This window comes from Streptomyces populi, assembly GCF_002911015.1.
Classification (GTDB): domain Bacteria; phylum Actinomycetota; class Actinomycetes; order Streptomycetales; family Streptomycetaceae; genus Streptomyces; species Streptomyces populi.
The window spans coordinates 1-23,255 of record NZ_KZ626962.1; the positions used below are offsets into that span (position 1 = coordinate 1).

Annotated in this window: 17 protein-coding genes; 8 read left to right on the forward strand and 9 right to left on the reverse strand. The window is 71.2% G+C overall.

Features of this window, described 5'->3' with window-relative positions; genetic code table 11:
- The first annotated feature begins 19 nt into the window (after nucleotides 1-19).
- Genes CW362_RS36425 through CW362_RS36440 form a run of 4 tightly spaced genes read left to right on the forward strand, consistent with a single transcriptional unit; the run spans nucleotide 20 to nucleotide 5,117 of the window.
- Entirely contained in the window at nucleotides 20-460 is a 441-nt protein-coding gene (locus CW362_RS36425; protein WP_103553893.1) for a roadblock/LC7 domain-containing protein, read from the forward strand.
- Nucleotides 461-469: 9 nt separating this feature from the next.
- A complete protein-coding gene (locus tag CW362_RS36430; protein WP_103553894.1) occupies nucleotides 470-865 on the forward strand; it encodes a DUF742 domain-containing protein in 396 nt (131 codons plus the stop codon).
- A 24-nt stretch (nucleotides 866-889) separates the two neighbouring features.
- Nucleotides 890-4,531, forward strand: a complete 3,642-nt coding sequence (locus tag CW362_RS36435; RefSeq protein ID WP_103553895.1) for a hydantoinase B/oxoprolinase family protein — start codon at nucleotides 890-892, stop codon at nucleotides 4,529-4,531.
- Entirely contained in the window at nucleotides 4,512-5,117 is a 606-nt protein-coding gene (locus tag CW362_RS36440) for a GTP-binding protein (protein ID WP_103553896.1), read from the forward strand. Before CW362_RS36435 ends, CW362_RS36440 begins: the two co-directional genes overlap by 20 nt.
- Nucleotides 5,118-5,296: 179 nt before the next feature.
- Here the strand turns inward: CW362_RS36440 and glpK are convergent, their stop codons facing one another.
- The 5 genes from glpK to CW362_RS36465 form a co-directional block, all read right to left on the reverse strand.
- Nucleotides 5,297-6,817, reverse strand: a complete 1,521-nt coding sequence (gene glpK / locus CW362_RS36445) for a glycerol kinase GlpK (RefSeq protein WP_103553897.1) — start codon at nucleotides 6,815-6,817, stop codon at nucleotides 5,297-5,299.
- Nucleotides 6,818-6,894: 77 nt separating this feature from the next.
- Nucleotides 6,895-7,635: an MIP/aquaporin family protein gene (locus CW362_RS36450; protein WP_103553898.1), complete on the reverse strand. Its 741-nt coding sequence runs from the start codon at nucleotides 7,633-7,635 to the stop codon at nucleotides 6,895-6,897.
- A gap of 423 nt (nucleotides 7,636-8,058) precedes the next feature.
- Entirely contained in the window at nucleotides 8,059-9,708 is a 1,650-nt protein-coding gene (locus tag CW362_RS36455) for a GGDEF domain-containing protein (protein WP_103553899.1), read from the reverse strand.
- Between the two features lie 269 nt (nucleotides 9,709-9,977).
- Complete coding sequence (locus CW362_RS36460) at nucleotides 9,978-11,168, reverse strand: lipid-transfer protein (protein ID WP_103553900.1); 1,191 nt, start codon at nucleotides 11,166-11,168, stop codon at nucleotides 9,978-9,980.
- 28 nt (nucleotides 11,169-11,196) lie between these two features.
- The gene (locus CW362_RS36465; RefSeq protein WP_103553901.1) at nucleotides 11,197-11,643 is read right to left on the reverse strand and encodes a Zn-ribbon domain-containing OB-fold protein; all 447 of its coding nucleotides are present in this window, start codon (nucleotides 11,641-11,643) and stop codon (nucleotides 11,197-11,199) included.
- Between the two features lie 244 nt (nucleotides 11,644-11,887).
- Here CW362_RS36465 and CW362_RS36470 point away from each other — a divergent pair, with 244 nt between their 5' ends.
- Nucleotides 11,888-12,424 carry an NUDIX domain-containing protein gene (locus CW362_RS36470; protein ID WP_103553902.1) on the forward strand — a complete coding sequence of 179 codons (537 nt, stop codon included), beginning with the start codon at nucleotides 11,888-11,890 and terminating at the stop codon, nucleotides 12,422-12,424.
- Between the two features lie 3 nt (nucleotides 12,425-12,427).
- Here the strand turns inward: CW362_RS36470 and CW362_RS36475 are convergent, their stop codons facing one another.
- Entirely contained in the window at nucleotides 12,428-14,803 is a 2,376-nt protein-coding gene (locus CW362_RS36475) for a glycoside hydrolase family 31 protein (protein WP_103553903.1), read from the reverse strand.
- Between the two features lie 213 nt (nucleotides 14,804-15,016).
- Here CW362_RS36475 and CW362_RS36480 point away from each other — a divergent pair, with 213 nt between their 5' ends.
- Nucleotides 15,017-16,984 carry an acetoacetate--CoA ligase gene (locus CW362_RS36480; protein WP_103553904.1) on the forward strand — a complete coding sequence of 656 codons (1,968 nt, stop codon included), beginning with the start codon at nucleotides 15,017-15,019 and terminating at the stop codon, nucleotides 16,982-16,984.
- Here CW362_RS36480 and CW362_RS36485 read toward each other — a convergent pair whose 3' ends face one another.
- Nucleotides 16,985-18,304, reverse strand: a complete 1,320-nt coding sequence (locus tag CW362_RS36485; protein WP_103553905.1) for an aminotransferase class I/II-fold pyridoxal phosphate-dependent enzyme — start codon at nucleotides 18,302-18,304, stop codon at nucleotides 16,985-16,987.
- Between the two features lie 111 nt (nucleotides 18,305-18,415).
- Here CW362_RS36485 and CW362_RS36490 point away from each other — a divergent pair, with 111 nt between their 5' ends.
- Nucleotides 18,416-19,624: an MFS transporter gene (locus CW362_RS36490; RefSeq protein WP_103553906.1), complete on the forward strand. Its 1,209-nt coding sequence runs from the start codon at nucleotides 18,416-18,418 to the stop codon at nucleotides 19,622-19,624.
- A 22-nt stretch (nucleotides 19,625-19,646) separates the two neighbouring features.
- Complete coding sequence (locus CW362_RS36495; RefSeq protein WP_103553907.1) at nucleotides 19,647-20,540, forward strand: hypothetical protein; 894 nt, start codon at nucleotides 19,647-19,649, stop codon at nucleotides 20,538-20,540.
- An 83-nt stretch (nucleotides 20,541-20,623) separates the two neighbouring features.
- Here CW362_RS36495 and ptsP read toward each other — a convergent pair whose 3' ends face one another.
- The gene (gene ptsP, locus CW362_RS36500) at nucleotides 20,624-22,294 is read right to left on the reverse strand and encodes a phosphoenolpyruvate--protein phosphotransferase (RefSeq protein WP_103553908.1); all 1,671 of its coding nucleotides are present in this window, start codon (nucleotides 22,292-22,294) and stop codon (nucleotides 20,624-20,626) included.
- 78 nt (nucleotides 22,295-22,372) lie between these two features.
- Nucleotides 22,373-22,822, reverse strand: coding sequence for a PTS sugar transporter subunit IIA (locus tag CW362_RS36505; RefSeq protein ID WP_103553909.1), 450 nt, complete (start codon nucleotides 22,820-22,822; stop codon nucleotides 22,373-22,375).
- Nucleotides 22,823-23,255 lie beyond the last annotated feature (433 nt).

The following is a 23,255-nucleotide window of genomic DNA, read 5'->3' on the forward strand; positions in this document are numbered from 1 at the left end:
CGACAAAGGGGGACGGTCGATGACCGCACCGAAGGCCGCAGGGCCCGCCGCGACCGGTAACGCGTCCGGCGAGCTGAACTGGCTGCTCGACGAACTGGTGGACCGTGTCGCCAGTATCCGCAAGGCGATCGTGCTCTCCGGCGACGGCCTTCCCACCGGGGCCTCGAAGGACCTCACCCGGGAGGACAGCGAGCACCTGGCCGCCGTCGCCTCGGGCTTCCACAGCCTCGCCAAGGGCGTGGGGCGGCATTTCGAGGCGGGCAGTGTCCGCCAGACCGTCGTCGAACTCGACGAGGCGTTCCTGTTCGTCACGGCCGCCGGCGACGGCAGCTGCCTCGCCGTCCTCTCGGACGCCGACTCCGACGTAGGCCAGGTCGCGTACGAAATGACGCTCCTCGTCAAGCGAGTCGGTGTGCATCTGGGTTCCAGTCCGCGCACCGACCTGCCTTCGGGCGGGTAGTGGGATGACATGAGCGGAGACGGTCAGGGAAGACGCCACTGGTTCGACGACGAGGCGGGACCGGTGGTCCGCCCGTACGCCATGACCCGCGGACGCACCACCAGCGCGGCTCAGCACCGCCTCGATCTGATCGCGCTGGTGGTCACGGAACAGCACGCCGAGGACCCCGAGGCGGACCACACGCTGTCCCCGGAACACGTGGACATCGTCGAACTCTGCCGTGACGTCCCCCAGTCGGTCGCGGAACTCGCGGCCGGACTCGATCTGCCCGTCGGAGTGGTGCGGGTCCTGATCGGGGACCTGGTGGATGACGAAATGGTCCACGTGACACGCCCCGTACCCCCTGCCGAGCTGCCGGACGAGAGTATTCTGCGCGACGTGATCAGCGGCCTCCGGGCGCTCTGAGCTGGGCGGAAACGGGGAACAGACGTGACAGGCTGGCAGTTCTGGGTCGACCGGGGCGGTACCTTCACGGACATCGTCGCGCGGCGTCCCGACGGCCGGCTGCTCACGCACAAACTGCTGTCCGACGATCCGGCCCGCTACTCCGACGCGGCCGTCGCGGGCGTCCGTGAACTCCTCGGCGGTGAAGGGGACTCCACGGACGCCCCGGTCGACGCCGTCCGCATGGGCACCACCGTCGCGACCAACGCTCTTCTGGAACGCAAGGGCGAGCGCACGCTCCTCGTCACCACCCGGGGCTTCCGCGACGCCCTGCGCATCGCCTACCAGAACCGCCCAAGCATCTTCGCCCGGGCGATCGAACTCCCCGAGCTGCTTCACGAGCGGGTGGTCGAGGTCGACGAACGGATCGCCGCCGACGGCACCGTCCTGCGCGCCCCCGACCTGGACACCCTCGCCGTGTCCCTCCAGGAGGCGTACGACGACGGGATCCGCGCGGTCGCCGTGGTCTGCATGCACAGCCACCTCCACCCCGCCCACGAACAGGCCGTGGGCGCGCTGGCGACACGTGTCGGCTTCCCACAGGTCTCCCTGTCCAGCGAGGTCAGCCCGCTGATGAAGCTGGTGCCGCGCGGTGACACGGCCGTCGTCGACGCCTACCTGTCGCCGGTGCTGCACCGCTACGTCCAGCAGGTCGCCGCCGAACTCCGGGACGTACGGCTGATGTTCATGCAGTCCAACGGAGGCCTCGCCGAAGCCGGCCAGTTCCGCGGCAAGGACGCCGTCCTGTCGGGCCCCGCGGGCGGCATCGTCGGCATGGCCCGGATGTCGCAGCTCGCCGGCCACGACCGGGTCATCGGCTTCGACATGGGCGGCACGTCCACGGACGTCTCCCACTTCGCCGGAGGCTACGAGCGGACCTTCACCACCCGGATCGCCGGGGTCCGGCTGCGCGCCCCCATGCTGGACATCCACACGGTCGCCGCGGGCGGCGGATCGGTGCTCCACTTCGACGGTTCCCGCTACCGCGTGGGCCCCGACTCGGCCGGAGCCGTCCCCGGACCCGCCTGCTACCGCAACGGCGGTCCGCTGACGGTCACCGACGCCAACGTCGCCCTCGGCCGCGTCCAGCCCGCCCACTTCCCGAAGGTGTTCGGCCCCGGCGGGGACCAGCCCCTCGACGACGCTCTCGTCCGCGACCGGTTCACCGCCCTCGCACACGAGATCCACGAGAGGACCGGCGACGACCGCACCCCGGAGCAGGTCGCCGAGGGCTACCTGCGGATCGCCGTGGCCAACATCGCCAACGCCGTCAAGCGGATCTCCGTGCAGAAGGGCCACGACGTCACCCGCTACGCGCTCACCACGTTCGGTGGCGCCGGCGGCCAGCACGCGTGCATGGTCGCCGACTCGCTCGGCATCCGCACCGTCCTGGTCCCGCCCATGGCAGGCGTCCTGTCCGCCCTCGGCATCGGACTCGCCGACACGACCGCCATGCGCGAACAGTCCGTCGAAACCCGCCTCGAACCCTCCGCGATGCCCGGCATCCTCAAGACGGCCGACGACCTGGAGAGCGCCACCCGCGCCGAACTCCTCGACGAGGACGTCCCCGAGCACCGCATCCGGATCACCCGCAGGGCCCAGCTCCGCTATGACGGCACGGACACGGCGCTGACCGTCGAGCTCACCGAGCCCGACACCATGACCCACGCTTTCGAAGAACGTCATCGCGCCACCTACTCCTTCACCCTCGACCGTCCGGTCGTCGTCGAAGCCCTCTCCGTGGAAGCCACCGGTCTCACCGAACCCCCCGACCTCTCCGCCCTCGCCCCCCGTGAAGCCGCACGCGCCTCACGCCCGGCCACCGCGCCGACCGTCGGACTCCACACGGGCGGCGCCTGGCGCGACGTACCCCTGCACCGGCGCGAGGAACTCCCGCCCGGCGAGACCGTGGACGGACCCGCGATCATCGCCGAGGCGGGCGCGACCACCGTCGTCGACGACGGCTGGCGGGCCGTGACGACCGACGACGGGCATCTGCTCATGGAACGCGCGGCGATTACGGAGAGTTCCGATCTCGACACGCAAGTGGATCCCGTTCTGCTCGAGGTCTTCAACAACCTCTTCATGTCCATCGCCGAACAGATGGGCGCCCGCCTGGAATCGACCGCCCAGTCCGTCAACATCAAGGAACGCCTGGACTTCTCCTGCGCTCTGTTCGACCCCGACGGGAACCTGGTGGCCAACGCCCCGCACATCCCGGTCCACCTGGGCTCGATGGGGACGAGCGTGCGGGAGGTCGTCCGGCGCCGCCGCGGCACCATGCGGCCCGGCGACACCTACGCCGTCAACGACCCCTACCACGGCGGTACCCACCTCCCCGACGTCACCGTGATCACCCCGGTCTTCGACACGGAGGGTGAGCGGATCCTGTTCTACGTGGCCTCGCGCGGCCACCACGCCGAGATCGGCGGCATCGCGCCGGGCTCCATGCCGGCGAACAGCAGCGTCATCGACGAGGAGGGCGTCCTCTTCGACAACTGGCTGCTCGCCGAGAACGGACGCTTCCGGGAGGCGGAGACACTGGCCCTGCTCACGGCCGGACCCCACCCCTCGCGCAATCCGGGGACCAACCTCGCCGACCTGCGCGCCCAGATCGCCGCCAACCGCAAGGGCGTCGACGAGGTCGGCCGCATGATCGAGGACTTCGGGCTCGACGTCGTCCAGGCGTACATGAAGCACGTCCAGGACAACGCCGAGGAAGCGGTGCGCCGCGTCGTCGACACGCTCGAGGACGGCGAGTTCGCCTACGAGACGGACTCCGGGGCGGTCATCCGGGTCCGTGTCTCCGTGGACCGCGAAGCACGCTCCGCCACCGTCGACTTCACGGGCACGTCCGCACAGCTCGTCACCAACTTCAACGCGCCCCTCGCCGTGGTCAACGCCGCGGTCCTGTACGTGTTCCGCACCCTGGTGGACGACGACATCCCGCTCAACGACGGCTGTCTGCGCCCCCTGCGCATCGTCGTGCCGCCGGGGTCGATGCTCGCCCCCGAGCCCCCGGCCGCCGTCGTCGCGGGCAACGTGGAGACGTCCCAGGCGATCACAGGAGCCCTCTACGCGGCCCTGGGCGTGCAGGCCGAGGGTTCCGGCACCATGAACAACGTCACCTTCGGCAACGATCACCACCAGTACTACGAGACCGTGGCCTCCGGATCGGGCGCGGGCGACGGTTTTCCCGGCGCCCCCGTCGTACAGACCCACATGACCAACTCGCGGCTCACCGACCCCGAGGTCCTGGAGTGGCGACTGCCCGTCAGGCTCGACGAGTTCGCGATTCGACACGGCAGCGGCGGCCCCGGAAACTGGCGGGGCGGCGACGGCGCCGTACGACGTATCCGGTTCCTGGAGCCGATGACCGTCTCGACGCTCTCACAGCACCGAAGGGTGCCGCCGTACGGCATGGCGGGCGGCGAGCCCGGTGCTCTCGGCGCCAACCGGGTCGAGCGCGCCGACGGCACCGTCACGGAACTCGGCGGAAGCGACGCGGCGGACGTCGGACCCGGCGACGTGCTCGTCATCGAAACCCCCGGCGGCGGGGGCTACGGCCCACCGCCGCGCGACCCCCACACAGCAGGAGAAGAGATCGATGATCTTCGGGCGTTCTGAGCGCGGGAAGCCTCCGGTCGAGCCCGTCACGCTCAAGATCCTGGTAGCGGGCGGCTTCGGCGTGGGCAAGACGACCCTCGTCGGCGCGGTCAGCGAGATCAGGCCGCTGCGCACCGAGGAACTCCTCACCGAGGCGGGCCGGCCCATCGACGACATCAGTGGTGTGGAGGGCAAGCACACCACGACCGTCGCCATGGACTTCGGCCGGATCACGCTGCGCGAGGACCTGGTGCTGTACCTGTTCGGTACTCCCGGCCAGGACCGTTTCTGGTTCCTCTGGGACGAGCTCGCCACCGGTGCCCTGGGTGCCGTCGTGCTGGCCGACACCCGCCGCCTGGAGGACTGCTTCGCCGCGGTCGACTACTTCGAGCGACGCTCCATACCCTTCGTGGTCGGAGTCAACTGCTTCGAGGACACCGCCCGTTACCCTGCCGAGGCCGTCCGCCAGGCCCTCGACCTCGACCCGGGTGTGCCTGTCGTCCTCTGCGACGCGAGGGACCGCGAGTCCGTCAAGGAGGTCCTCATCCGCGTCGTCCAGCACGCGATGGCGCACGCCGCCGCCGCCCGTGAGGCCGTCACGACCTGACGCCCGCGCGGCGCCGCGGCCGTCACGAAGCGCGGGTGCGGCCCGTACCCCCGCCGACCGGGGTACGGGCCGCGGCCATGCACGCGCGCGTGGTTCACCCGAACCGCACGCGCGCGTGAACCTCTGTCCCGCGCCGGCTCCGTGCCCGCGCCGACGCTCCGCCGGCGCGGGCACCGGGGTCATCCGGCGGTGTCGTCGTGCCAGCCGAGGCTCTTCTCCACCGCCTTGCGCCAGTTGTGGTACTCGCTGTCGCGCACCGAGGCCTCCATGGACGGCGTCCATTCGACGTCCTTCTGCCAGTGCGACTTCAGCTCGTCGAGGTCGTTCCACACGCCGGTCGCCAGCCCCGCCGCGTACGCGGCGCCCAGACAGGTCGTCTCGGAGACCTTCGGGCGGATCACCGGCACGCCGAGGACGTCCGCCTGGTGCTGCATCAGCAGATTGTTCCCGGTCATGCCGCCGTCCACCTTCAGGGTGGTGATCCGCACCCCCGAGTCCTGGTGCATGGCGTCCACGACCTCACGCGTCTGCCAGCTCGTGGCCTCCAGGACCGCGCGAGCGAGGTGCGCCTTCGTGACGTACCGCGTGAGACCGGTGATGACGCCGCGCGCGTCCGAGCGCCAGTAGGGGGCGAACAGGCCCGAGAAGGCGGGCACGATGTACGCGCCGCCGTTGTCCTCGACGCTCGCGGCCAGCGTTTCGATCTCGTCGGCGGAACGGATGATGCCCAACTGGTCCCGGAACCACTGCACCAGCGCGCCCGTGATCGCGATCGACCCTTCGAGACAGTAGACCGGAGCCTCGGTGCCGATCTTGTAGCCCATGGTGGTCAGCAGCCCGTTCTTCGACGGAACGGGCCTGTCACCGGTGTTCAACAGCAGGAAGCTGCCGGTGCCGTAGGTGTTCTTGGCCGTGCCGACGTCGTAGCAGGCCTGGCCGAAGACCGCCGCCTGCTGGTCGCCGAGCGCCGACGCGACCGGCACACCGCCGAGCTGGCCCACGGCGGTGCCGTACACCTCGGCGGAGGACCTGATCTCGGGGAGCACCGCCTCGGGGATGTTCATCGCGGAGAGGATGGACGGGTCCCACTGGAGGGTGTCGAGGTTCATCAGCATGGTGCGCCCGGCGTTGGTCACGTCGGTGACGTGCCGCCCGCCGTCGGTGCCGCCGGTCAGGTTCCAGATGAGCCACGAGTCGATGGTGCCGAAGGCGATCTCGCCGCGTTCGGCGCGTGCGCGCAGGCCCGGGACGTTGTCGAGCAGCCAGGCCGCCTTGGGCCCGGAGAAGTAGCTCGCGAGCGGGAGTCCGGTCTGTTCGCGGAAACGGTCCTGGCCGTCCGGACCGCCCAGTTCGGTGCAGAGTGCCGACGTGCGGGTGTCCTGCCAGACGATCGCGTTGTGGACGGGCTTGCCGGTGGCGCGGTCCCACAGGACCGTCGTCTCGCGCTGGTTGGTGATGCCGAGCGCGCTGAGCTGGTCGGTGCGCAGTCCGGCCTTGGCGAGCGCTCCCGCGACCACGGCCTGCACCTTGGACCAGATCTCGGTGGCGTCGTGTTCCACCCAGCCCGGTTTGGGAAAGATCTGGCGGTGTTCGCGCTGGTCGACGGCGACGATCGCGCCGCCCCGGTCGAAGATGATGCAGCGGCTGGAAGTGGTGCCCTGGTCGATCGCGGCGACGTATTTCTCGGCGTTGTCCGTCATGTCGTCCCCTTACGTGTTCTTCGTCAGGAGGCTGTGTTCTCGTCAGGAGGCCGGACTTCGGCGGTGGCGGCGTCCGGTCAGAAGGCCACGTTGTAGATGCCGGCGCCGACGGCGGCACCCGCGATCGGGCCGATCACCGGAATCCAGGAGTATCCCCACTCCGAAGTGCCCTTGTTGGGGATCGGCAGCAGCGCGTGGGCGAGACGCGGTCCCAGGTCGCGGGCCGGATTGATGGCGTACCCGGTGGGGCCGCCCAGCGAGAGACCGATGCCGACGACGAGGAAGGAGATGAGCAGGACCGGCAGCCCCGCGTCGCCGATGCCGGCGACGTGCTTGCCGCCGCCGACCATTCCGAGGATGGGCAGCATCAGGGCGGCGGTGGCGATGATCTCGGTGATCAGGTTCTGCACCGGGTTGTCGATCTCGGGACGCGTCGAGAAGATCCCCAGTGTCTCGATGGCCTTGTCGTCCTCGGCGTTGAGGTTGAACTGGCCGAGGTAGAGCAGCCAGCACAGGACCGCCCCGATGACGGCCCCGGTGAACTGCCCGAGGACGTAGAAGGGTACGTCCGACCACTTCGTGGAACCCTCGATGGCGAACCCGATGGTGACCGCCGGGTTGATCTGCCCTCCCGACAGGGGCGCCGAGGTGTAGGCACCGGCCAGGACACCGAAGCCCCATCCGAAGGTGATGACGATCCAGCCCGCTCCCTGGGCCTTCGATCTGTGCAGGGTGACAGCGGCGCACACACCCGCGCCGAAGAGGATCAGAATCGCCGTGCCGATCAACTCGCCGACAAAGATGTCTCCGTTGCTCATGGCGGCTCCTAGGCTCTCGCCCGGAACGATCCGCTCCGGGCCACCGTGCAGAGTGCGTTCCCATGGCTGCTTCAGCCGGAGGCAGGGAGGTCCCGCGCCCCGTCCGGCGTCCGTGACGAGCGTGCCGTCGCAGCGGAATCGCCTGTGGGGAACGGCCCTGGGCGCAGGTCGGAAACCCGAGCGGAGCGGCGTCCGATCGCGGCGATGCCGACGACACCCGGAAGTGTTCACCGGCGCCCAGGGGGCGTCAAGGTCGCGGACCGCACCGGTTGGAGGGCGCGAAGAAGACGTGCCGCGGAGGGGTACGGGGTCGTGCGGGTGAATTGTTTTCGGCCGGGCGGCCAGGTCATCGGATGGCCAGGTCATCGGATGGCCGGGGCGCCGGATGGCCGGCCGGTCAGGAGGCCGGGACGTTCGGCCGGGTCAGCCGGTCAGCGTCTGCCCGTACGGCTCCATCGGACCGTGTCCGGTCCCGGTCCCGCGGCGGACCTCATGACCGGGCAGCCCCGCACGTCCCAGCACCCAACTCGCCCCGTCCAGAGCCTTGGCGGCCTGTTTGAGGGGGGCCAGGGAGGTGGCCGCCTGCCGGTGGTCGACCACACTGCCGGGCGCGCACAGCACCGTGGCCAGCGACAGTGTGACGGCACGGCCGCCCGCCGCCCAGGGAACGTCGAGCACCGAGGCGGCCAGCGGATCGAGGGTGTCCGGGTCGGCGAGGACCAGGAAGTCGTCGCCGCCGATGTGTCCGACCATGGTCGCCCCGGACGCCGAGTGCTGCAGCATCCGCCCCACCGACCGGATCAGCTCGTCGCCGGCCGCGAACCCCGCTCCGTCGTTGACCTGTTTGAAGTGGTCGATGTCCAGCCAGCTCAGCGCGAACGTCCGGCCGTCCGCGATCCGCCGGTCCACCTCCCCGGTGATGGTGTCCGAACCAGGCAGCCGGGTCAGCGGGTTGAGCCCGGCGGCCTCCTCGACCCGGCTCTCCGACAGCGCCCGTACGAGGTCCGCCAGGCGTACGACGCCCACGCACCGCCCGTACCGGTCGACGACCGCGACATCGTCGGACGTGCGGTCCCGGTCCCCGTCCGCGACGACGTCGAGCACTTCCCAGGCCGTGGCGTCGACGCCGACCGTACGCGGCACGTCACCCAGTCGGGCGGCCGGTCGGTCGGCGTACAGCGCGTGCCCGTAGCGTCCGGACATCGACAGCAGGAAGCGCGACCGGTGCACCGAGCGGACCGGTGTCCCGGACGGGTCCACGAGCAGCACACCGGACACGTCGGGCGACCCGGTGAGCAGGGCCCTGACCTGTCCGGCCGACGCGGTGGCCGGCAGCAGCGCGGCCGGGCGGACGAACTGTCCCACGGACGGCCCGGACCGGGGCGCTCCGTGGACACCGGACGTCAACGCCGGAACGTACACGTCCGCCGAGGGGCGCCGGGCGGGCGGCGCGAACAGGTCGCCCTGCGCGAGCTGTGCCCCCGCAGACAGCGCGGCGGCGCACTGCAGTTCCGTTTCGACGCCCTCGACGGACAGCAGCGCGCCGAGTTGTTCGCACAGCGTCCGCATCGCGCGCACCGCCGCGGGCCGCGACAGCAGGGACACGTCGAGCTTCATCAGCTCCGGGGCGAGATCCGTGAGCAGGCGCAGCGGTACGTCGCCGTCACCGATCCCGTCCGCGCAGATGTGGAACCCCTCGCCGCGCACCGCGGCCACCGCCTCCAGCAGGGCGTGCTGCGGCACGTGCGTGTACGGCGGGACGACGTCGACGGTCACCTCGCAGGGCAGCCGTCCGGCTTCCCGCACCTCGTCGCGCAGTGCCGAGAGCCGGCCGAGGTCGGCCAGCGTTCCGGCGAACACGTTCACGTGCAGGGGCAGCAGCGTCTCCCCGCGGGCGGCGGCCCTGACCGCCAACGCGGCCAGTCGGCCGTCCAGTTCGGGGTCGCGACGTGCCTGCGCCAGGATGTCGCCGGACTCCGGACGGGCGAGCGTCTCCAGCGCCGCGACCCCTCCGGTCGTCAGATTGACGACCGGCTGGAAGGCGAAACGGATCATATCCGTCCAGGAGGGCACAGCAGCATGGTGCCGCTGTCGGCGTACGCCGGTGAGCGATTCACGAGGTGTTCACGCAGGATTTCCGGGTCGTCACGGTAAGTGTCGGAGAGGGCCCGGGCGCGCCGCACGCAAGGGTCGACCGGGACCGGTCCGTGGGTGGTGTCATCCGTGCCGGGGGAGACGCATGGGGCGGTCCGGGGCGGCGGAGCGTGCGCCGGTCCGCGCCGGATCCCCGGATCAGGCGCGGACCACCGCGGGACCGATGCCGCGGGACCACCACCGCGGTGCTACCGCACCGCCACGACCGAAGAACCGTGGCCGAACAACCCCTGGTTCGCGGTGATCCCCACCCGTGCCCCGGTGACCTGCCGGTCACCCGCACCGGCACGCAACTGCCAGGTCAGCTCGCACACCTGGGCGATGGCCTGCGCCGGAACGGCCTCCCCGAAGGAGGCGAGCCCGCCGCTGACGTTCACCGGTATGCGCCCGCCGAGTGCCGTGGCGCCTTCCCTCAGGAGTTTGGCGGCCTCGCCCTCCCCGCAGAGCCCCAGGTCCTCGTACCACTGCAGTTCCAACGCGGTCGACAGGTCGTAGACCTCGGCGAACGAGAGGTCCTCGGGCCCGATACCGGCCTCCTCGTAAGCCGCTCGGGCGATGGAAGCCCGGAAGGTCTCCTCGGCGGGCTCCGCACCGGCAGCGGAGTCCGTGGCGATGTCCGGCAGGTCCAGCACGGTGTTCGGATAGCGCGGCGACACGGTCGACACGGCGCGGATCCGTACGGGCTCGGCGGCCCCGTGCCGCCGGGCGAACTCCATGCCGGCCAGCACCACGGCGGCGCCGCCGTCCGACGTCGCGCAGATGTCGAGCAGCCGCAGCGGATCGGCGACCACGGCCGACGAGGCGACCTCCTCGGCCGTGACCCTCTTGCGGTAACGGGCGTTGGGATTGAGCGCGCCCAGAGCCGCGTTCTTCACCTTCACCTGGGCGAAGTCCTCCGGGGTGTCGCCGTAGAGGGCCATCCGGCGCCGCGCGTACAGCCCGAAGTACGTCGGATTCGTCGCCCCGAGGACACGGAAGCGCAGCCAGTCCGGATCGTCCGGCCGGTCCCCGCCGGCGGGGCGGAAGAACCCCTTGGGCGCCGCGTCCGCGCCCACCACGAGGACCACCTCGGCGAGGCCCGAGAGTATCTGCGCACGCGCCGTGCCCAGTGCCTGCGCCCCGGAGGCGCAGGCCGCGTACACGCTCGCCACCCGTGTTCCCCGCCATCCCAGTGCCTTCGCGAACGTCGCTCCCGCCACGTACCCCGGATAGCCTCCGCGCACGGTGGCTGCGCCCACGATCGAGTCGACGTCCCGCCAGCCGATCCCCGCGTCGGTCAGTGCCGCGCGCGCCGCGGCGACCCCGTACTCGACGAAACGGCGACCCCACTTGCCCCACGGGTGCATCCCCGCACCGAGCACCGCCACGTCACCGGTCATGCCGTCACCCCTGTCCGCCCCGTGTCCTTCATGCCGTCACCCCTGTCGGCCGCCAGTGCCACGTCGTCCAGGTCGTCTCCTCGTCCTCGTGCAGCACGCCGGGGACGACCTCCACCTCCATGCCCACCGCCAGATCCGCGACGGTGATCCCGGGAACCGCCTGGCCGAGCACCACGAGGCGCTCGGATTCCAGCTCCACAGCGATCAACGCGCAGGGCTTCCAGGAGAGTTCCGGGTCGGTCACATAGGGTGACGGCGGTCGGTACCGGCTGTCGGTGTACGACCAGACGCGGCCCCGGGGGGACAGTGGCACCTCCGTCAGCTCGCCGCCGGCGCACCCCGGATCGCGGCAGAAGGCGTCCTCGCGGGGGAAGAACACCGAGGAGCACGCCGAGCACCGTGTGCCGAGCAGGCGGAAGCCCTCCCCCTCCCCGGTGAACCACCCGGCGACGACAGGTGTGCGTGTGTGCGACACGGTCCCTCCAGGACACTTGATCTGACGGAACGTCAGAAGTGTGTCACGGGCACCGCGAATTGGGCAGGGCGCCGGGCGGGCCGGCGGGTGCTCCCGGGCGAGGGAGCGCCCGTCGGCCCGCCCGGCGCCACGGGGATGATTCCGGACGCCCCGCCGGACCGTTCCCCGCCGGACCGTTCCGCCCCCGCCCGCCATCCGGTCCGACACGGAGACGTCCGTTCCGTGATGGGCTACAGTCCGCGGCGTGTCCGAAACCCCGCACCCGCCCGCCGACTTCGCGCCCGACTCCCACTGCTCGAGCTGTGGCGCCCCCTACGGAGAGGGCGTCTCCGGCTGGCCCCGTACCTGTGCCGCCTGCGGCACGGTCGCCTACCGCAATCCGCTGCCGGTCGCGGTGGCCCTGCAACCCGTGTACGACGACAAGGGCGCCTCCTTGGTCGTCATCACCCGGACCATCGCCCCCGCGCGCGGGGGCGTGGCGCTGCCCGGGGGATTCATCGACCACCGGGAGGACTGGCGGCAGGCCGTCGTGCGCGAGCTCAAGGAGGAGACGGGCATCGACGCCGCGAACAGGGACGTGCGGCTCGCCGACGCGATGAGCTCTCCCGCCGGTCACCTGCTGCTCTTCGGGCTCCTCCCGGAACGCCCCGCCGCCGAACTGCCGCAGCCCGCCGCCACGAACGAGACGGAAGGCTGGCATCTGCTGCGCCGCCCGGCCGAACTCGCCTTCCCGCTCCACACCGCGGCGGCCCGCGCCTGGTTCGAGGGACGGTACAGCTGAGGGTCAGGACCCGGTATTCCCGAGTCCCCGCACCCGCACCGGGTACGACGGCTCGCTCAGGCCCCCCGCGCCGTCGGCCCGTCGGACCACCACCTCGTCCCCCTCCCAGCGGGACACGTGGCGTTCGGCCTCCGGCTCCTCCCGGCCGTCCCCGGTGTCCGGCACGACGAGCCCGCCCCCACCGCCTCCGCGCGCGGGCGCCCACGCCTCCAGCTCCAGACCACCGTCGGCGCCGCGCACGGGCAGGACGGCACCGGCCCGCGCGAACACCGGGATCCGCGACAGGGGGGCGTCCACGGACACCTGAGCCGGCCCCTCGTACGCCTCCTCGGTGAACGTGTCGTACCAACGCCCCCTCGGCAGTTGCACCGTCCGCCGCAGCGCACCCCGGTCCAGCACCGGCGCCACCAGAAGGCCGTCGCCGAGCAGGAAGGCGTCCTCGCAGTCGCGCAGTGCCCGGTCCTCGGGACCGCCCCACCACAGCGGCCGGACGTACGGGGCGCCCGTGCGGCGCGCGGTGTGCGCCAGCGTCATGAAGTACGGGAGCAGCCGCCGCCGTTCGACGAGCACCACGCGCGCGTGCTCCAGCACCTCGTCGCCGAACTCCCAGGGCTCCCTGCGTCCGGCCCGGGGACCCGCGTGCGTGCGGAACAGCGGGAGGTACGCCCCGAGCTGGAACCACCGCAGATAGAGCTCGGGCGACGGGCTGCCGTCGAAGCCGCCCACATCGGGCCCCGAGTAGGGCACCCCGCACAGTCCGAGTCCCATCACCAGGGACAACGACGCCCGCAACCCGGGCCAGCCCGTGGCCACGTCCCCGGACCGTGTCCCCGCGTAGCGCTGCAACCCCACCCATCCGGAGCGCGAGAACAGGAACGGCCGCTCCCGGGGAGCGAGTTCACGCAGCCCCTCGTAGGCGGCACGGGCCATGCCCAGCGCGTACACGTTGTGCGCCTCGCGGTGGTCACCGCCGCGGCCCTCCAGGGAATGCCGGGCCGAACGCGGCAGCGTCGACTCCCCGAAGGCGGTGAACGACGTCGGCTCGTTCATGTCGTGCCAGAACCCCGCGAACCCCTGCGCGAGCCGCTCCTCGTAGAGCCTGCCCCACCACGCGCGCGCCCGCGCGTCCGTGAAGTCCGGGAAAACGGCCTCCCCGGGCCGTGCGACGCCGCGCACGAGCTGCCCCGAGGCGCCCCGCACGAAGGCGTCCTCGCCGAGACCGCTGTCGTACACGGCGTTGCCCGGCTCCGCCTTGACCGCCGGGTCGACGACGGACACCAGGCGTATCCCGTCGCGCCGCAGTTCGTCGGCGAGCAGCGGAAGCTTCGGGAAGCGGTCGCGATCGACGGTGAACACCTGGTGGGCGTCGAAGTGGTCGACGTCCAGATGCACGGCGTCCAGCGGCAGGTCCCGCTCCTGGTAGCCCGCGACGATCCTGCGCACCTCCTGTTCACTGCCGAAACCCCACCGCGCGTGCTGGTACCCCAGCGCCCACGCGGGCGGCAGCGCCGCGGCACCGGTCAGCGACGCCCACGAGTGCAGCACGCGCGCGGGAGTCCCCACCATCACCCAGCAGCGCAGCGGGCCGCCGTCCATGCGCAGCTCGCACGAGCCCGCCCGGTCGTGACCGGAGCCGGCGCCCTCCTCGCCCTCCCGCAGGGTCACGGTGCCGTCCCACGACGTGTCGTGGAACACGAGGTGCGTGCCCGCGTCGGCGACGACCATCTGCACGGGCATTGTGAGACACGGCGGACCGTCGCCCGGCCCGAAGGCCTGCCCCGGATCCGTGTTCCACAGCCGGTACGTCCCCTCACGCAGCCGGAGTCCCGCCGCCCGACCGCCCAGACCGAAGAACCGGGCGTCGGCCGCCACTTCGGAACGCTGCATCCAGCGGCCCGCGCCACCGCCGACGGGTTCCCACCACCGGGGCGGCAGATCCCGGCGCAGGGCCACTCCGCCGGGGGTGAGGACCTGGACCGCGCCGTGCCGTGAGACCACGACCGTGACCCGTTCGGCCACGACCCGCCAGCCGCCGTCCTTGTCCGGCTCCAGAACGGCCCGCGGGTCCGGCTCGGGGGAGCGGTCCGCGAGGGCGTACGACGGCTCCGGCGCGACCGCGTCCCAGCCCCAGAAGACCGCTCCGCCCACCGTGACCGTGATCCGCAGTTCCGAGCGCGTGAAGCGGACCACTCCGCCACCGGGGCCCGGCTCCACACCGAGCACCGGCCCGGGCACCCGGGCCCGCTCCGAGCCCTGCCGCGGCAGCCCGGTGGCATCCGCGCGCCTTCTACGCCACGCGGCCCGCACCGTGAGGAACCCCCGAGTGGTGCCCCCCGAGCCGACCGCTTTCACCGAACGCACCAGGTCACGACCGTTCATGCTGCTCACCCTGCCATCACCGGCGCCCGTCGAGTGAGCCGTTCAACTGCCGTTCACCTGTTGCAACGCCACATCTTCATGTAGCCGACTATGTGGGGCGTGCCCTGGTAAAGAAGTCGATCACATGGCATCGTCCGTGTCAGCCGCGTGACGCGCACACCCCCGCTCGTGCGCGACCGACGCCCACGACGCGCACAGCCCGGGAGCCGCCCCATGTCCACCACGAACCCCTCACCGCTCTGGCAGCCCACCGCCGAGGGCATCGCCCAGGCGCAGGTCACGAAGTTCCAGGCCTGGGCGGCCGAACGGCACGGAGCCCCGGCGGACGGAGGCTACGCGGCCCTGCACCGCTGGTCGGTCGACGAACTGGACACGTTCTGGAAAGCCGTCACCGAATGGTTCGACGTACGGTTCTCGACCCCCTACACGCGCGTGCTCGGCGATCGCGCCATGCCCGGCGCGGCGTGGTTCCCCGGAGGAACCCTCAACTACGCGGAGCACGCGCTGCGCGCCGCGGAGACCCGTGCGGACGAACCGGCCCTCCTGCATGTCGACGAGACCCACGAGTCCGTCCCCGTGACGTGGTCCGAGCTGCGCCGCCAGGTCGGATCCCTGGCCACCGAGCTGCGTGCCCTCGGGGTACGCCCCGGAGACCGTGTCAGCGGCTACCTCCCGAACGTCCCCCAGGCCGTGGTCGCCCTGCTCGCCACGGCCGCCGTGGGCGGAGTCTGGACCTCCTGCGCCCCCGACTTCGGCGCCCGCAGCGTCCTCGACCGCTTCCAGCAGGTCGAACCCGTGGTCCTGTTCGCCGTCGACGGCTACCGCTACGGCGGCAAGGAGCACGACCGCCGTGACACCGTCGCCGAACTGCGCCGTGAACTGCCCACCCTCAGGGCCGTCGTCCACATCCCGCTGCTGGGCACCGAGGCGTCCGAGGGCGCCCTGGACTGGTCGGCGCTGACCTCCGCCGACGTGGAGCCCGTCTTCGAGCAGGTCCCCTTCGACCACCCGCTGTGGGTGCTCTACTCCTCCGGCACGACCGGCCTCCCCAAGGCCATCGTCCAGTCCCAGGGCGGCATCCTCGTCGAGCACCTCAAGCAGCTCGGCCTGCACTGCGACCTGGGTCCCGGGGACCGCTTCTTCTGGTACACGTCCACCGGCTGGATGATGTGGAACTTCCTCGTCTCCGGCCTCCTGACGGGCACCACGATCGTGCTGTACGACGGCAGCCCCGGGTACCCGGACACGGGCGCCCAGTGGCGCATCGCCGAACGCACCGGAGCGACCCTCTTCGGTACGTCCGCCGCGTACGTGATGGCCTGCCGGAAGGCGGACGTGCACCCCTCGCGGGACTTCGACCTCGGCCGCGTGCGGTGCGTCGCCACGACCGGCTCGCCGCTGCCGCCCGACGGATTCCGCTGGCTGCACGACGAGGTCCGGGAGGACCTGTGGATCGCCTCCGTCAGCGGCGGTACCGACGTGTGCTCCTGCTTCGCCGGAGCGGTACCGACCCTCCCGGTGTACATCGGCGAACTCCAGGCCCCCGGCCTCGGCACCGACCTCCAGTCCTGGGACGCCGGCGGGAAGCCCCTCACCGACGAGGTCGGCGAACTGGTCGTCACCAACCCCATGCCGTCCATGCCCATCCGCTTCTGGAACGACCCCGACGGCAGCCGCTACCACGACAGCTACTTCGACACGTATCCCGGAGTGTGGCGCCACGGCGACTGGATCACCATCACCTCCCGGGGCTCCGTCGTGATCCACGGCCGTTCCGACTCCACGCTCAACCGAGGCGGCGTGCGCATGGGCTCGGCCGACATCTACGAAGCCGTCGAGCGCCTCCCCGAGATCAAGGAGTCGCTCGTCATCGGCGTCGAGCAGCCCGACGGAGGCTACTGGATGCCGCTGTTCGTCCACCTCGCTCCCGGAGCCGTCCTGGACGAGGACCTCCTGAAGCGCATCAAGGGGACCATCCGCGAGCAGCTCTCCCCGCGCCACGTTCCCGACGAGGTCATCGAAGTGCCCGGAGTGCCCCACACCCTGACCGGCAAGCGCATCGAGGTGCCGGTCAAGCGCCTCCTCCAGGGCGCGTCCATGGAGAAGGCCGTCAACGTCGGTTCCGTGGACGACGTCGAACTCCTGCGCTTCTACGAGAAGCTGGCCCGCGAGCGCGGCTGATCATCCTCCGTAGGTGGCCTCCGACTCGCCGAGCACGGCGGTGAAGTCGGAGGCCAGGCGCACAGCGTCGGCGGGCGGGAGTTCCGCGACCGAGATCCGCACACCGGGCGCGGCCGAGGTCCTGAAACGCGCGCCCGCCGCGACCCACCATCCGTGGGAACGCAGCCCGTTCACGACCGCGGACTCGTCCCGCACCGGCACCCAGACGTTCATCCCGCTCGCACCGTGCGCCTTCGTGCCGCGGCAGGCCAGTTCACGGAGCAGCGTGTTCCGGCGCAGCGCGTAGGTCTCCCGGGCGCGTGCCACCAACGCGCGCGTGCCGTCGTCCGTCATCAGCCCGTACACCGTCTCCTGCAGCAGATGGCTGACCCAGCCCGACGTCAGCAGCAGGCGGCCGTCGTGACGGGCCAGTGTCGTCGGATCGCACGCCGCGGCCGCCCACCGCAGGTCGGTCCCCAGGAACTTGCTCACCGTACGTACATGGACCCAGCGGTTCAGACCGCCCGCGGTCAGAGTGCGCAGCGGCGCGTCGGCGACCGACGACGCGTGATCGTTCTCCACGACCAGCACGTCGGGTGCCTCCTGGAGCACGTCCACGAGCGCGTCCCGCCGGGCTCCCGAGAAGCTGCCCCCGCAGGGATTCTGCGCCCGCGGGCTGAACACCACCGCGCGCACCCCTGCCCGCAGGGCCGCCCGCAAGGCCTCGGGGCGGATGCCCTGCTCGTCCACCGCGACCGGAACCGTGCGCAGTCCCAGCGCCGTGACCAGGTCCAGGAGATGGTGATAGCCGGGATCCTCCATCGCGACCGCGTCCCCCGGACGCAGCTCCACCGACAGCAGCCGTCCGATCAGGTCCAGCGCACCGTGAGCGAACGTCACGTGTTCCGTCGGCACCCCATCGGGCTCCAGCCAGTCGCGCACGACCCCTTCCAACCGCGCCAGACGCGGCGTACTGCGGTGGGAACGAGCACCCGGGGAGAGTCGCGACGGCGGCACCAGACGAGGGAGCAACTCGGGGTCCGGATGGCCGCCCGCCAGGTCGCGCAGCCCGTCCGGCACGCGCGGTGGCCGCCGTGACGCCACCGCGGGTGCGGCGGCCACCACGGTCCCGCCGCGCCCGCGGGTCACCACGATCGCGCGTTGCCGCAGTTCCTTGTACGCCGTCGCGACCGTCCCGGGGCTCACTCCGAGCCGGTCGGCGAGCGCGCGCACCGGAGGCAGTGCGGTACCCGGCTCCAACGCGCCCTCGGACACACCTCGTTCGACGGACGAGGCAATTCCCTTGGCCGTCGTGCCACTGATCGAATATTGTGCTGCCACGTTTCTGAGTATGTATCAATACATAATTCGAGGCAAGGGGGAGCAGTGAGTCCGACGCGTCGCGCAGCCGCACGGCCGACACGCACGCCAGGAGGCCCCGACGGACGGAGAATGCTCTGGATCTCCCTGGCCGACCGCATCGGCAGCGGCCTGTGGGCGTCCGTCTCCGTCCTGTACTTCACCTACGTGGCCGGCCTCTCGGTCGCGCAGATCGGTACCGTCGCGGCCGTGGCCGGAGCGGTCGGCATCGCGGGCCCGCCCCTGGGCGGGATCGTCGCCGACCGTCTGCCGCTCACCCGCGTGCTCATCGCGCTCCAACTCCTGCGGGCCTTCGCCTCCTTCGCCCTGCTGACCACCGACGACTACGCCCTCCTCCTGGTGTTCTCCGCCGTCGGCGGCTTCGGGGACCGCGCGGCGAACGTCCTGACCAAGCTCTACGCCACCCGCGTCTCGGGTCCCGACCGAGTCCGTTACCAAGCACTCAACCGCACCGTCGCCAACGCCGGCTGGGCCCTGGGAGGCCTCGTGGCGGCAGCGGCACTGACCCTCGGGACCACGGCCGCGTACCAGTGGCTGCTCGCCGGTGACGCCCTCTCGTTCGTGCTCGTGGCTCTCGCCACCGCCCGCTGCGGCGAACCGCCCTCGGCCGCCCGCACGGTCGCCACATCGAAGACCTCCGCCCCCGCGGCGCGGCCCGCCGGTCCCTGGCGCGACCGCACCTACCTCGCCTACGTCGCCACCGAGACCGTCCTCTTCCTCGACGACGCCGTGTTCAAGGTCGGACTGCCTCTGTGCATCGCCCACTCCGACCGTGCGCCCCACGGCCTCGCGCCCCTGCTGCTGGTCCTGAACAGCGTGATGGTCGTGGCCCTCCAGGTCCCCCTGGCCCGGTTCGGCGCCACGACAGCCGCCGCACGTGCGCTGCTCGTCCCGCTCTCCGCCTTCTTCGCCCTCGGCGGTGTCGCCATGGCCCTCTCCGCGACGGGGGGAACCGTGGCCGTGACCCTCTCCCTCACCGCGGCGGCCATCACCTTCACGGTGGCCGAGATGCTCCATGCCACCGTCTCCTGGGAACTCTCCGTCGCGCTCGCCCCGGACACCGCGCAGGGCGCCTACCTCGGCGTCCACGGACTGGCACAGGCCGCGCAGCGCAGCGTCGGACCACTCGCCGTCACAGCGGCCATCGCCGCCGGCCCCCTCGGGTGGACCTTCTTCGGCGCGACCATAGCCGTGACCTGCGTGTTCCAGCATCACCTCGTGCGCGACCGGCTCACCCGCCCCGCGTTGTCAGTGCCGCCGGTTACTGTGAGTGAGCATTGATCGACTGTGCACAGGGGGAAACATGGCGCACACCCAGAACCACAGCATGCGACGCGTCCTGCGCCGCGAAATCGCCGGCACCATCGGCCTGCTGACCGACGAACAGGACTTCCGGGCGATGCGGCGCTACCGCACCTTCGCCTTCGACGACCACACGACCTATCTCCAGCAGGTCGAAGCCCTGCTCAAGACCCTCGCGGCCCAGGGCGGCCACACCACGGTGGCACTCTTCGACCCCGAGGAGTACGCCGAATTCTGCGCCGAAAGCGGCCTGGAACCCGACACCCCGGTCAGCCGAACCCGCTTCACCGCCCAACTGGCGGCGACCGGCCCCACCGTCCCCTACGACGGACAGCCCCTCGACCAGCTGGTCCCCGACCTCGTCGACGAAGCGGTCCGCCGGGCCACCTGGGAGTACGCGACCACTCTCCTGGCCCGTACGGGCACCTGCGCGACCTGCGGCGAGGACATCGGCCGCGCCTCCTTCGTCCGCGCCGCCCATCTCCTCACCCGTGTCGTCGACACCGCGAGCCCGGGAGAACTCCACCTGGTGTGCAGCGTCTCGTCCGCCCCCGACACGCTCGTCGCCGTACTGCGGACGGAAGGACGCACCGAAGGCGCCGCACACCTCGACGAATCCGAAGCCCTCGAATTCACCACCGTCCTGGCCCTCGGCATCGCCACCCGAAGCGCCTGCGGTCTCGTCATGCGCATCACCGCACCCGACACCACCGACCGTGTCTACGGATGGCGTCTGCGCGGCGACGACCTGGAGCCCCTCACCGCCGGAGAGGTGTTCGACGCCTACTGCACCGACATCGAATCCGGGGATCTGGTCTCCCCGGAATCAGGCGTCGACTATTGCGTACCGCCCGACCTCGGAGACGAGGAAAAGGGGACGGGCCACACGCACTGAACGCGAAAAGGGGCGCCCCATCCGCAGATGGAGCGCCCCTCCGTACCGTCAACCGCTGCCGTCGACCGACGGCGCCGTCCGGCTCACTCGCCGGACAGCACCGCCTGCGCCGCGATGCGCGCCTCTTCCGCCGTGTCCGCGGCACGCGCGGCCGAGGCGGCCCGCTCGCACTGGGCCAGCGTGTACTTGGCCAGCGTCGCCCGCACATAGGGGATCGACGCGGCACCCATCGACAGGGAGGTGACACCCAGACCGGTCAGCACACAGGCCAGCAGCGGGTCCGACGCGGCCTCACCGCAGACACCGCAGCTCTTGCCCTCGGCCTTCGCCGCCTCGGCGGACAGCGCGACCAGGTCGAGAAGGGCCGGCTGCCACGGGTCCTGCAGACGGGACACCGCGCCCACCTGCCGGTCGGCTGCGAACGTGTACTGCGCGAGGTCGTTGGTCCCCAAGGAGAGGAACTCGACCTCCTGCAGAATCGACCGCGCCCGCAGCGCGGCCGACGGGATCTCCACCATCGCGCCGAACTTCGCCCGCAGCCCGGCCTCACGGCACGCGTCCGCGAACGCCTTCGCGTCCGTACGGTCCGCGACCATCGGCGCCATCACCTCGAGATAGACCGGCAGTCCGTCCGAGGCCTTCGCGAGAGCGGTGAGCTGCGTACGCAGTACGTCGGGGTGGTCGAGCAGCGTACGCAGTCCGCGCACGCCGAGCGCGGGGTTCGGCTCGTCGGCCGGGGTCAGGAAGTCCAGCGGTTTGTCCGCGCCCGCGTCCAGGACCCGCACCACGACACGGCCCTCGGGGAAGGCCTCGAGCACCTGGCGGTAGGCCTCGATCTGCTTCTCCTCGGACGGCGCCTGCTTGCTGTCGTCGAGGAAGAGGAACTCGGTACGGAACAGACCGACGCCCTCGGCACCGGCCTCCACGGCCGCCGACACGTCCGCCGGGCCGCCGACGTTGGCCAGCAACGGCACCTTGTGCCCGTCGGAGGTGGCCCCCGGGCCGGTCGACGCGGAGAGCGCAGCCTTGCGCTCGGCGGCCGCGGCCTCCAGCTGTGCCTTCTTCTCCGCGCTCGGCTCCACGAAGATCTCACCGGTGCTGCCGTCGACGGCGATCACCGTGCCCTCGGCGAGCTCACCCGCACCGGGGAGCGCCACGACAGCCGGTACACCCAGCGCACGCGCCAGGATCGCGCTGTGGCTGGTCGGCCCGCCCTCCTCGGTGACGAAGCCGAGGACCAGGGTCGGGTCCAGCAGTGCCGTGTCGGCGGGCGCGAGGTCACGCGCGATGAGGACGTAGGGCTCGTCGCTGTCCGGGACGCCCGGCATGGGCACGCCGAGCAGCCGGGCGACGATACGGTTCCGTACGTCGTCGAGGTCGGCCACACGGCCGGCGAGGTACTCACCGGCGCCGGCCAGCAGCGCCCGGTAGGCGGCGAGCGCGTCGTAGACCGCGCGCTCGGCCGTGCTGCCGACGGCGATCCGCCGGTTCACATCAGCCGTCAGCTCGGGGTCCTGAGCCATCATGGCCTGGGCCTCGAGCACCGCCTGGGCTTCGCCTCCCGCCAGATTGCCGCGCGCAATCAGGTCGGCCGCCACAGCTTCCACGGCCTTGAGGGCGCGTGCCTGTTCGCGGGCCGCGTCCTCCGGCGGGATCTGCTTGGCAGGCGGTTCAAGGACTGCCGTTCCCATGTGCCGAACCTCGCCGATCGCCACACCGTGGCTCACGCCGACGCCTCGCAGCGTTGTCTCCATCTCACCCGTCTCCGAATAGTGCGGCGGGTACCGCCGCCGTGATCGTTGTCGAACGCGCTGTCCTGGACAGCGCCGGTGTCACTGCCAACCGAAGAGCGAGTCACCGGCCTTCACGTCGCCGACCTCGATGACGTCCGAGAGGGAGTCCGCCGTGGCTTCGAGCGCCACGACCGGGCATACAGGAGACTTGCCGGCCTCTTCGACGGCGGCGGGGTTCCACCGCACGATGCCCTGGCCGCGCGTCACGGTGTCTCCCTTGTTGACGAGCAACTCGAAGCCCTCGCCGTTGAGCTGCACGGTGTCGATGCCCAGGTGCGTGAGCACGCCGTGGCCCTCGCCGTCGACGACGACGAACGCGTGCGGGTGAAGGGAGACGATCACTCCGTCAACGGGAGCGACGGCCTCCGAGGGCTCGCGCTCGGGGTCGATGGCCGTGCCGGGGCCGACCATCGCTCCGGAGAACACGGGGTCCGGTACCGCGGCGAGTCCGATGGCGCGTCCTGCGAGAGGGGACGTCACGGTGGTCATGGAAAGCCTCCGAGGGGGGTGGAGATCTGTACGGGCCGTCACTGCCTGTCCCGAACAGGGCACTGTTGAGCAGGGTATGTCATATGAAGTGCCGGTTCCGCGCGAGAGATCCCGGTTGGCGCCGAAGAGGACAGGGCAAACGATTTGCGCCCGCTCCCGCACCCCATGTAGAGTCGTACTCCTGCTTGAGGATGAGCGGCGTGAGCAAGGCGTCGTTGCCCGGCAGCACCCAACTTGTCAGATCCTATCTCGGGTCGCGTTCCGCATGTCCGCGGGATGGCGGTCAGTGAGACGGAAAAGGACTGATAGAGTTTGGACTCGCCGGAAAGGGAAACGCGGAAGCGGGAACCTGGAAAGCACCGAGGAAATCGGATACGGAAACGGTCTGATAGAGTCGGAAACGCAAGACCGAAGGGAAGCGCCCGGAGGAAAG